Here is a 12,166-nt window from a genome sequence, read left to right on the forward strand (position 1 = left end):
GCTATGAATAAAAAAGTGACAAAAGATTTCTCGATATCTCGAAATGATATATTGGATGCGATTCTGAGACAGGCTCAGAATGACAGCTAAATGATAAGCTTTGATTAATACTCATGTGATAAAAAGGATTTTACATTCATTTTTGTCTTGACACAAAAACGAACCAAAAAGTTATTCATATGATTTATTATTATTTTTAAGGTATTCATGAATGCAAAGCATTACAAGACCGCGATTTTCGACGTTCAATTACCATTTTACGCACTAAAAAGATTAAATGATTCGCATACGCTCACTAATCTTTTTTACGCTTGTTTCAATGGATTGAAGCTCGTCTGCAAATCGTATGTCGTCTCTAAAATTCGTTCTTGAAAACGAATTAGGTATTGAAAAAATAGTTTTGCATAACGCATAACGTAAAAACAAAAACCCCTTTCCCCAAAACAAAGTTGGCGCGATGTACAGGAAAAGGAGTGGATTTTAAAACTAATGTTGAATTAAAAAACGATTTAAAATTATGAAAGAGTAAACAGATTCACACTCTATCCCCCGAAGACACCATAAGAAGAAAGTAAATGATCTTCATAAAGTGATTAGTGTTAATTTTTATTTCATTTATTAATGTAATTTTTAAAACAGTTGGAGGGGGATATTTTTAGCAGGAATATAGGATAAAAGTGGACGAGCGCACGCGCGTGATAATAGAGATGAAATTCTAAATGGAATTTGCGATAATAAGAAGAGGATTAGTAGTTCTTTATTTTATTACGTTCATTTTTTCCTTGATGAAAAAACGAACCAAAAAAATCAAGTCTGTGCTTACAAGTCGGTCAATAACGGCTATTCGCTAAATGCTTTAAATCATTCGCATGTGAAATGCGAACAGTAAATCATTTTTAACGCTCTTTACGCCGTATTGACGCTCGACTTTTCAGCAACGACGGTTTCTAAATTCATTGTTATAAATGGATTTGAGTATTGAAAAAAGAGTTAAAAATCCGACGATTTAGAATCGAAATGATAACGAATTTGAATATTGAAAAGGATGTAGAAAATGTCATATGATTTGGAGGCGAGTGTCAAAAAGTTGAAGTAAATGGTTAAAATATTTTACTGTTTGCGCAGCAAATGATTTAAAATATTGAATGGCTGAAACTAATTTTGACCGTCGAAAATCAAAGACAAGAGTTTTTTGATTACTTTTTTACTCTTAAAAAAGTGATAGAAATTACTTTACGTTCATGTTTATTCATGAGTTATTACTGTTTTCAAATGAATTCATATGCCCTTCGGGGAACCTTGATGAAAAAACATTTGAGATTAAGAATTTGAAATTAAAAATTTGAGATTAAGAGGAGAAGCTTGATAAGCTTCGGTATATTACTTTTTGCTTGATCAAAAAGTAATCAAAAAATCAAGACTGCGATTTTCGACGTTCAATTCCCATTTCACGCACTAAAAAGATTAAATGATTCGCATACGCTCACTAATCTTTTTTACGCTTGTTTCAATGGATTGAAACTCGTCTGCAAATCGTATGTCGACTCTAAAATTTGTTGTTAAAAGTGGATTTGAATATTAATAAGAATAAAAATAAATACGTAAAACGTTAAGCGTAAAACTTATAACGTAAAAACAAAAAACCCCTTTCCCAAAAACAAAGTTGGCGCGATGTACTGGAAAAGGAGAGGCTTTTAAAACTAAATGTTGAATTTTAAAAAACTTATGTAAAATTATGAAAATATTTTACTTTAAACTCAATAGGCATATAATAAGTGTGCTATTGGGATTGTTTTGTGCAGCACCATTGTTAGCACAAACAGGAAAAACCGTGACTGGAACGGTAAAAGAACTTCAAGTACCGCTAGTGGGCGTAATGGTAAAAGAGGAGGGAACCGATAATTCCACTTTTACTGATGACAAAGGGCAGTATTCGTTGATCTTACAACAGGATGATACTAAACTAATTTTCGAGCAATTGGATTTCCCTATTCGTGAAGAAGAAGTATTGAATAGAAGCGTGATCAATGTAAGTTTCACAAAAGAAGAGGAGAGTATTCAGCTAAAAGATGTGGTGGTGAATGCAGGATACTACTCCGTAAAAGACAAAGAACGAACGGGATCTATTGCACGTGTTACCGCAAAGGAAATCGAGAATCAACCTGTGAATAATGTGCTTTCTGCCATACAAGGACGTATGGCTGGTGTTAGTATCGTACAAAATTCAGGTGTTGCAGGTGGTGGGTTTGATATCCAAATTAGGGGACGAAATAGTTTGAGAACTTATGGTAATAGCGGAATTGATGGAAGTCTACCATTGTATATAATTGATGGAATTCCTTACGACAATAGACGTAGTATGAGTGATAATTCTATGTCTGCAAACATTTTACCTGGAAATAGTATAAGTCCTTTGAATGCAATAAATCCGAATGATATTTTAAGTATTGAGGTTTTAAAAGATGCAGACGCCACTGCTATTTATGGTTCTAGAGGTGCAAACGGCGTAATTTTAATTACCACAAAACGTGGAGCGAGCGGAAAAGTAAAATTTACATTTAATACATTCTCTTCTTTAAGTAAAGTTAATCGTTTTGCTAAATTAATGAATACCTCACAATTTAATTATGTGAGAGAAACAGCATTCAACAATGATAAAACAACTGTTTTTTCATCAACTGCTTATGACGTAAATGGAGCTTGGGATAGAAATAGGTATACAGATTGGCAAAAAGAATTAATTGGAGGAATTGCTTATAGTAATACGACTCAATTAGGTATTAGCGGAGGGTCTGAAAGAACAAACTTTTCTTTAAGTGCAAATCACAATGAAGAAGGAACTGTTTTTCCTGGTAAAATGGGGTATAAAAGAAATACAATCGCTTCTTCTATTCATCATCAATCCGTAGATAATCGTCTGAAAATTAATTCTACTTTTAATTATTCTTCTCAATCAAATAATCTTATTGCTACAGATTATACTAAACAAGCTTTACGATTAGCACCAAATGCACCAGCTTTATATAATGAAGATGGTAAATTAAATTGGCAGAATGGAACTTGGACAAATCCATTAGCTGCCTTAGAAGCTCGTTACAAGAATACGACTACAAGTTTAGTAATAAGTACCAATATAGAATATGAAATACTGAAAAATATACAAGTACGATTGAATACAGGTTTAACGGATACAAGATTTGAGGAAACGCTAATCCGTCCTTCAACTATGAATAATCCAAATACTGCAAGTGCTAATCCAGCTAGTTCATATTCAGCAAAAAATAATGGAGATAGAATTTCATATATAGTAGAACCTCAAATGGCATGGCACAAAAAGTATCTGCAACATAAATTAGATTTTTTAATAGGAGGTACTTTTCAGCATGATAAAAATACGACATTAGGTATAAGTGGTACAGGTTTTACAACCAATGCGCTTATTTATAATATTAGTACTGCAAGTAATAAGCAAATCAATCAAAATAGTGATTTAGAATATAAATATGCAGCAGTTTTTGGAAGGTTTAATTACCAATTAAATGATCGTTATATTATTAATTTAACAGGGCGACGAGATGGTTCAAGCCGATTTGGACCAAATAATCGATTTGCTAATTTTGGCGCCATAGGTGCTGCTTGGATTTTTTCGAAAGAGCATTTTTTGAGTGATCAATCGTGGTTAAGTTTCGGAAAATTGAGAGGGAGTTATGGTATAACTGGAAATGATAACATTGGAGATTATCAGTATTTAGATACCTATACTGTGAAGAATTTATTCTATGATGAAATAGCTGGTTTAGAACCTTCGAGATTATTTAATCCTGATTTTAGCTGGGAAAAGACAAGAAAATTAGAAATAGCACTAGAATTAGGCTTGTTAAATAATCGGGTAAATATGACAGCAGGTTGGTATCAGAATCGTTCAAGTAACCAATTAGTAGGTATTCCTCTACCAGCTACAACGGGTTTTAGTTCTGTTCAAGCTAATTTAGCGGCTACTATAGAAAATGTTGGGTGGGAATTTACGCTCAATACATTAAATATAGAGCATAAAAAATGGAAATGGAATACTTATTTTAATTTGTCAATACCTCAAAATAGACTTTTGAAATTTCCTAATTTAGAAGGGTCTACTTATGCTAATCAGTATGTAATTGGGCAGTCTATAGATATTAAGAAAGTATACGAATTTTTAGGTATTGATAAAGAAACTGGTCTTTATCGTTTTAGAGATTATAATGGAGATGGAAATTTAACTCTTTCTGAAGATGCAAAAGCATTAAAAAAAGTAGGAATATATTATCAAGGAGGAATAGGAAATACGATAGAACATAAAAATTGGAATTTAGATTTTTTATTTCAGTTTGTAAAACAACAAGCTTACAATTATAATCAATCAATAGCTCAACCTGGATCTCTGAATAATTTACCTGTCGATTATCTTGATCATTGGCAAATGAATAATACGTCCGCAAAGTTTTCGTATTACACTGCTGGTAAAGATACGAATGTTGTTAATCTACATCGTATAATGGCGCAAAGTGATCAGGCAATTAGTGATGCTTCATATATAAGACTGAAAAATGTGAATATTTCGTATAAGATACCTCTGAAGAATTCTATTGTACAAAATGCAAAACTCTTTTTCCAAGGACAAAATTTATTAACAATAACTAACTTTTTTGGACAAGATCCAGAGATGCTTGTTAGTGGTTATTTACCACCTCTTAAAACGTATGCTTTTGGCGTACAACTAACTTTTTAAATTAAAAAAGATGAAAAAAATATATAAACAAGTCAATATAAAGTTTTTTTTGATTGTCACTTTACTTATAATTAGTTCATGTGAAAGTTTGATAGAAACAGAATCTCCTAATAACCAAATAGGAACGAATGAAGTATTTGAAGATACAACAATGGTTCAGTCAGCGCTAGCTTCTATATATACAGCTGTTCGAAATACTTCTATGTTTTCTGGTAGCACAGATGGATTAGGTATAGGGTTGAGCTTATATACAGATGAACTAGATTGTTATTATCCATTAGGTCATAGCTCTGGTTTATATGACATAGCTCAAAATAATGTTTTATCAACAAATGTCTATGTAGGTAAGATTTGGAATAATGCTTATACATTATTGTATGCAATTAATAATTTTATTATTCAGTTAGAAAAAACAAAATCTATAGAAGAATTAGATAAACATATTTATTTAGGAGAAGCTTATTTTTTACGAGGAATTATCTATTTCAATTTAACTCAACTATTTGGAGATATACCCTATACAACAGAAACTAATTATCAATTAAACAGTGTACTCAAAAAGACAAATAAAAAAGAAGTTTCAGAACTTATAGAATCTGATTTTGTACAAGCAATGTTGTTTTTGAGTGATAACTATAGAAGCAATCTTAGGATATATCCAAATAAAACGACTGCAAAATTACTTTTGTCAAAATTATATTTAGAAACTAATCAGTTTCAGAAAGCGGAAGAATATAGTAAAGAAATAGTAAATAATCCATTATATCAATTAGAGAAAGATGTTAATAAAGTATTTACAAATACATCCAAAGGAGTTATGTGGCAAATAAAACCTAATGCCAATAATAATGCAACCTTAGAAGCAATTAACTTTTATTTTGAACAAGGTCCTCCTCAAAGCTTTGCATTAAATAATAAATGGGTAGAGCAAATGGATGAACAAGATCTAAGAAAAAAGGAATGGATAAAAACGATAATTAATAATGGAAAAAAATGGTATAGACCTATTAAATATAAAAAACTAAATGGACAAAATACCGATGAATTTTCAATTGTTTTTAGAATAGAGGAAGCATATTTTGTTTACATAGAATCTCTAGTTTATCAAAATAAAGTGGATGAAGCAACAAATATTTTAAATAGTATAAAAACTAGAGCAGGACTTGCAAAACTAAGTAATATAAATAAAGATGACTTGATAAAGGAAATGCTAAATGAAATGCAATATGAATTTTTCACAGAACAAGGGCATCGTTTTTTTGATTTGAAAAGGAATAAGCAATTAGAACGAATGACAACTATAAAACCTAATTGGAAAGAATATCATCTGTTATTGCCTTATCCTGAAAAGGAAATATTGTTGAATGGCAATTTAAAACCCCAGAACAATGGATATTAAATGTGAAAAATATATAGTTTTTTTATTCGTCTTATTTTATTTTTTACCAATTAATGCACAGGTTGTTCAAGATCAAAAAAGTAATCTATGGAATTGGATTAAATCTGTAGATAGTAATGAGGATAAATCGTGGTTTGCAGTAAGGAAATTATATGAACAAAATAAAATAGACTCTTTATTTATAATTAATACTGAAAAGAGTTCGAATAAAATAGTAAGAAAAGATATAAAAACCATTAAATTTTATGGCAAAAATGGTGTTTTATTATTAGGAAAAAATCAATTGGAGATACTAGATTTAAAGTTGAATAAGAGTACGTATCTAAATCATGTGAAATCAATAGAGGTATTAGAAGATAAAGCCTTAATAATTTATCATTTTCAAAATAATACCCTTCTTATTCATAATTTTAAAGGTGAAAAAGTAAACGAGTTGAATCAAGTTGTTGATTTTTTTATTAGTCCAAATCAGAAAAGTATATTCTTTGATCGAAATGAAGTTGTTGAGATTTTAGACGTAGAGAAGAATAAAATTGTGAATCTGTTTTCTAAAAAGCATAAAGTTAAACATGTAATTTGGAATGGAAATTTTGATAAATTACTTTTTATAAGTCATGATGAAAATCAAAATGAATATCTTTCAGAACTTCTCATTTCTACCAATCGTTTCAAGCTTATTGAAAAAAAACTAGATTTAATTCATACAATTATTTATTTTTTACCAGATGACGAAGATTACATTGTACATGGATATTTAAGAGAAGTTAATAATTTAACTCAAGCAGATAGTAGTTTAGATATATGGAGCACAGCTGATGATTTATTGGGAGATAAAGTAAATCCGAAAGGTAAAGTAATCTCTCAAACTTATCTTTCTAAAAAAGGTAATTTCGTAAATTTAGAAAACAAGAATGGAGAAATTATTTACATAAATAATCCTAATTATTATATTCGGTTAGATAACTCAAAGTATAAGGATTACACACATTCAAATACACCAACCGATTTATATGCTGTGAGAAATAACGAGGATATATTATTAGCTTCAAAAGTAAAAGATCCTTTTAATTCAATTTTTTATTCAACTTTTGGAACGTATTTGATTTATTTTAAAGATGAGATACTACACCTTTATTCTTTCTATGATAATAGCGTCATTGAGTTAAATATCAATAACGTAAAAAGTGATTTTTATTGGTCAAAGGATGAAAAGTATGTATATTTTCAAGATGATTTTTTATTCTATAAATATGATCTCCTTAACAAAAAGTTATTTTCTTTTGGAAAACAAAATGAAAAAAGAGATTATAAAGTGTTAAATACGATTCGATTAAGAGATTATTTAGGTAATTACTCTAAAATATCTGAACCTAATATTGTTGAATTAAGTACTTTACTATTAATTAATAATAAAACCAATAATCAAACTTCAATAGGTGTTTTAAATGAAGATTTTCAATTTAAGAACGTTTTAAAAACTCCTAATCGGATAAGAAATATAATTTTTAATAAAGACTTTAATAAAATTCTTCTAACAGAAGAAAACTTCAATATTCCCACACAGATAAGTTTAGTCAATAAAGGGAAAATTGAAATTTTATTTAAAAGTAATTTAGAAAATAGAAATTATTGTTGGGGTAAACAAAAGATAATACAATATAAAGATAAAAACGGAATAGGTTTAAAAGGTATTCTTTATTATCCTCAGAATTTTGATGAAAATAAAACGTATCCAATGGTAACTTCTATATATGAAGTACAATATGATAAAGCAAATCTATTTTTATATCCTACTTATCAAAACGAAATAGGGTTCAATATCCCTTTACTTTTAGAAAAAGGTTATTTTGTATTTTTACCAGATATTGTTTATGACAATAAGTTGGGGCCAGGAGTATCAGCAAATAATTGTGTGAATTTGGCTTTAGATCAAGTTTTGTTAGAAGTTAAAAATATTGATCGTTCTAAATTAGCGCTTATTGGACATTCTCATGGAGGATATGAAACTAACTTTATTTTAACTCAATCAAATCGCTTTGCAGTAGCTATTAGTGGAGCAGGTAATAGTGATCTTGTAAGATCATATTTTTCTTATAATTATACTTTTAGAGGACCTTTTTATTGGCAATTTGAGAATGGGCAATATCAAATGAACGTTCCGTTTTCTGAAAACAAAAAGTTATATTTTAATAATTCACCTATTCTAAATGTAGAGAACGTGAAAACACCAGTTTTGCTTTGGACTGGGATGAAAGATGTAAATATACAGTGGGAGCAAACAAGAGAATTTTTTATTGGATTGTTAAGAAATAAAAAAGAAGCCATTGCATTATTTTATAAAAATGAGGCACATACAATGAAGCTTAAAGAAAATAGAATTGATTTGACTAAACGCATAATAGATTGGTTGGATTATTATTTAAAAGAGAAAACAGATATTGATTGGATATCAACATTTCTTAAAGAGAAAGAGGCCTAAGCCTCTTTCTTATGATTTAATTTTTAAACAAATTAATTTGACAACTTACTCCATTGTCATCACTTCCATATAAATCATGTTCATTTAAATCTTCATCTATCCAAGAACATGTTACTGTTCCAGTTCTTTGACATTGATCCATTGGAATACATTTTACAGGTGCATTTTCATCATAAAAGTAAGCAGTTTCATTTACTAGCTCATCTTTTTGTGCTGAATTTGTTGCGAAAGCAAGACCTACCCCCATAATTGTTACGACAGCAGGTACAATAAATTTTTTAGCTTTTTTGTTCATAATATTATTTTTTTATGGTGCTTACTCTTTTCAAAGGTTTTCAGCATCCCCTTCTAATTAATTAGTTATACTTGACGTCATTTGATAACGAATTAATTCATTTTCTGTATGGATATATAAAAAATTTTGAATGATGAAAAAAGAAGTGATCGAATTCTCTTTATATTTAGGTACAAAGAAACTTCCTTTATATAATTGTTGTTGGGTATCGTACACATCAATAATATCACCTTTTTCCCACTTCGTTAAAGGTTCATATAGACCTCTTAAATTGGATAGATTATAAAAATAATCATTGTAATAGAATCCTTTTTTATTTACAAGTAAAGGTGGATTACTTAATTTATTTATTCCATTCTTCATTTTTTTCGTTTCAATTTTAGCTTTTGATATAGTGTCTATTGTTTTTAATTGGTGAATTACATTTAAGTTTTTATCCATTACCATGATTTGATTTCTATAATGATAAAAATGCAAGATTTTATTAGTTATAGGATCAACCAATAGTAAGCCATCTAAATCAAATGTTCCATCAATTTGTTTATTCAAAATATTGGGTTTTAATTTTAAATATGGAATGTTGTTTAATGATATTATTCCTAATGTTTGGTTCTTAGTTTTAGAATGCAATGATTTAATTATAAAATTAGAGGAGTCAATAGCTATTATTTGATTATAATACATTTTTGGATAGCTAATGCACTTACTAATAGAATCGGTTAATTTTCCTGAATAGATTAATGATGAGCTACCATCAAAAGAAAAAATAGAATTATTTAATATTTGAATTTTTATATTTTTAGCTTGATGAGGATATTCTAATTTATATTTTTTAGTCGTAATTTTTGTAAGGTTCAAATCAACTAAAGTAACTAAACTGGGCGATGTATAATTTCCTAGAAAAATAACATTATCATTGTAACCAGCATAATAATATGAATTAGCTCCTAGATTAATAGATGTCCTATTTTTTATAGCATGCGGTATAAATCGTCTTGTAAAATTATTTTCTTGTTTGATGATGTGTTCAGATGTAAGAAATAGCATAATAACACTTCCAATTGAAACAATCGAAATAGCAAAGAAGTTAACAAATAGCTTTCGTTTACTTTTTTGATAAATTGCTGTTTTACACAAGTAAATAGCAATTACAGCTAATCCAACAAAAACGAGATTGAATATCAAATGTTCTGTCCATCCCAGTTTCTCTAGAATTCCACCACAAGAACATGGGACAAAATCACTGTAATTAATAATTAGATAAATATAAACAGTGAATGCAAGCATTAAACCATAAGAAGCATACAACCCAATTTGTTGTGTTTGCTTGATACAAAGTAATAATACAATTACAATTTCCACAATAATTACGGCGTAAGAAATAAATCCTGCGTATGCACTTAGTAATGGTGATTGCGCCAATTGAATTTGAAAATTCTCAAAATCGATAAGCTTACTGACTGCTGCATAGACAAATAAAACAATAAAAAGGTAGCAGATGAGTGTTTGTATAATAGGTATTAATTTTCTCATGTTTTTGTGTTTTACGGTTAACGGTAAAGGGTTAACGGTTAATGCTATACAAAGTTCAGAGAAGTTATTGAGCAAGTCAATACCTATTTTTAGAAAAAACAGACCAATTTTTGTTAATTCTACTCATTTTTTAAAAATAGAACTCATTTTTTTGAAAAACATCTCATTTTTGATGAGTTTTAGAATTGTTCTATATAAGGTGATCTTATTTTAACCAGATTATTTGAAAACCTTTTTCTCGATACAAAATTCTTTTAGAATTCCACTCAAAATGGGGATTTATTGATGAATTGCTTTAGAAATTATGTTAAGGTTTAGTTGTTTTTAGAATATAACTTTTTTATTGCCAGAAATGTTAGTATGAGATGACGATATTTTACCCAATGAAAGCCAATTTATGAAGTTGCATATTTTTTATTATCTTGCTCTAAAATAATAAAAGTTAAATTATGGCTAGTTCTATCAATTTAAAAATATTCAAAGAATTTATTAAGTCGAGTAATTTTGGAGGTTTCCTCCTTTTTTTATGCGTACTGATTTCTTTAATTATAGCTAATTCATCTTTAAGTGACACATTAAAAAGTGTATTATCTTATGAATTTGGAGTCGAAAATAGTTGGATTCATTTAAAGTATAGTACAAGCATGTGGATTAATGATGGATTAATGGCTATTTTTTTCTTACTTGTAGGTCTAGAAATAAAAAGAGAAATTGTAGAAGGTGAACTATCATCACCTAAAAAAGCTATTCTTCCTATTTTAGCAGCAATGGGTGGTGCGATAGTGCCTGCGTTAATATATATATATTTTAATATAGGTTTGGATACTTCAGGTGGATGGGGAATTCCTATGGCTACAGATATTGCATTTGCATTAGCAGTTATATCATTGTTAGACAAAAGGATTCCGATAAGTTTAAAGATTTTTTTGGCTGCATTAGCTATAGTGGATGATCTGATAGCTATTTTAGTGATAGCTTTATTTTATTCATCAGGTATAGACTTAGTGTATTTAATGTATGCGGGTGTAGGCCTAGGAGTATTAGTGTTAATGAATAGATTAAACGTTGAGAATCCTTATTTATATTTGATTCCAGGAATATTTATATGGTATTTTGTACATCATTCGGGTATACATGCTACAATAGCAGGTGTATTAGTAGCAATGACTTTACCAACAAATAATACTGATCAAGAATCGCCATTAGAACGATTAGAACATGCCTTAGTAAAGCCTGTAAACTTTATTATTATTCCAATTTTTGCATTTGCTAATACTAATATAACTATTTATAACGAGATGCTTGAAGGATTAAGCTCTCCTTTAGGATTAGGTATTTTATTAGGTTTATTAGTTGGTAAACCAATAGGTATTGTATTAAGTTCTATTATTTGCTCAAGATTTGGCATTGGTCAGTTACCAGAAGGGAGTAATTTAAACCATATTTTAGGTGTAGGATTATTAGCTGGTATCGGTTTTACGATGTCTATATTTATATCTAATTTATCATTTAATAGTGAAATATTAATTGATGAAGCTAAATTAGCCGTTTTATTAACATCTTTAATTGCTGGAGTATTAGGCTACTTGATTTTGAGAAAAAGTAGTAAAATAAATTAATAATACTTACTCGAATTTTTAATTCTCGATTATTTGATCAGATAACAAAATGTAGTTATAAATGGAAAAAGGCATA

At 28.9% G+C, this 12,166-nt stretch carries 6 protein-coding genes; 4 read left to right on the forward strand and 2 right to left on the reverse strand.

What is annotated here, in order from left to right; all coding sequences use genetic code 11:
• The first annotated feature begins 1,777 nt into the window (after positions 1-1,777).
• Genes B3I31_RS12750 through B3I31_RS12760 form a run of 3 tightly spaced genes read left to right on the forward strand, consistent with a single transcriptional unit; the run spans position 1,778 to position 8,643 of the window.
• A complete protein-coding gene (locus B3I31_RS12750) occupies positions 1,778-4,765 on the forward strand; it encodes a SusC/RagA family TonB-linked outer membrane protein (protein ID WP_409516650.1) in 2,988 nt (995 codons plus the stop codon).
• A gap of 10 nt (positions 4,766-4,775) precedes the next feature.
• Complete coding sequence (locus B3I31_RS12755; protein ID WP_221854073.1) at positions 4,776-6,164, forward strand: RagB/SusD family nutrient uptake outer membrane protein; 1,389 nt, start codon at positions 4,776-4,778, stop codon at positions 6,162-6,164.
• Complete coding sequence (locus B3I31_RS12760) at positions 6,154-8,643, forward strand: alpha/beta hydrolase family protein (RefSeq protein WP_291088124.1); 2,490 nt, start codon at positions 6,154-6,156, stop codon at positions 8,641-8,643. Before B3I31_RS12755 ends, B3I31_RS12760 begins: the two co-directional genes overlap by 11 nt.
• 16 nt (positions 8,644-8,659) lie before the next feature.
• Here the strand turns inward: B3I31_RS12760 and B3I31_RS12765 are convergent, their stop codons facing one another.
• Complete coding sequence (locus tag B3I31_RS12765) at positions 8,660-8,938, reverse strand: DUF6520 family protein (RefSeq protein WP_221854075.1); 279 nt, start codon at positions 8,936-8,938, stop codon at positions 8,660-8,662.
• Positions 8,939-8,995: 57 nt separating this feature from the next.
• Positions 8,996-10,471: a MauE/DoxX family redox-associated membrane protein gene (locus tag B3I31_RS12770; RefSeq protein ID WP_291088127.1), complete on the reverse strand. Its 1,476-nt coding sequence runs from the start codon at positions 10,469-10,471 to the stop codon at positions 8,996-8,998.
• A gap of 449 nt (positions 10,472-10,920) precedes the next feature.
• Between B3I31_RS12770 and nhaA the strand changes: the two genes are divergently transcribed.
• Positions 10,921-12,090, forward strand: coding sequence for a Na+/H+ antiporter NhaA (gene nhaA, locus B3I31_RS12775; protein ID WP_038337095.1), 1,170 nt, complete (start codon positions 10,921-10,923; stop codon positions 12,088-12,090).
• Positions 12,091-12,166: the final 76 nt, after the last annotated feature.

Source organism: Empedobacter sp. UBA3475, assembly GCF_002378465.1.
GTDB lineage: Bacteria > Bacteroidota > Bacteroidia > Flavobacteriales > Weeksellaceae > Empedobacter > Empedobacter falsenii_B.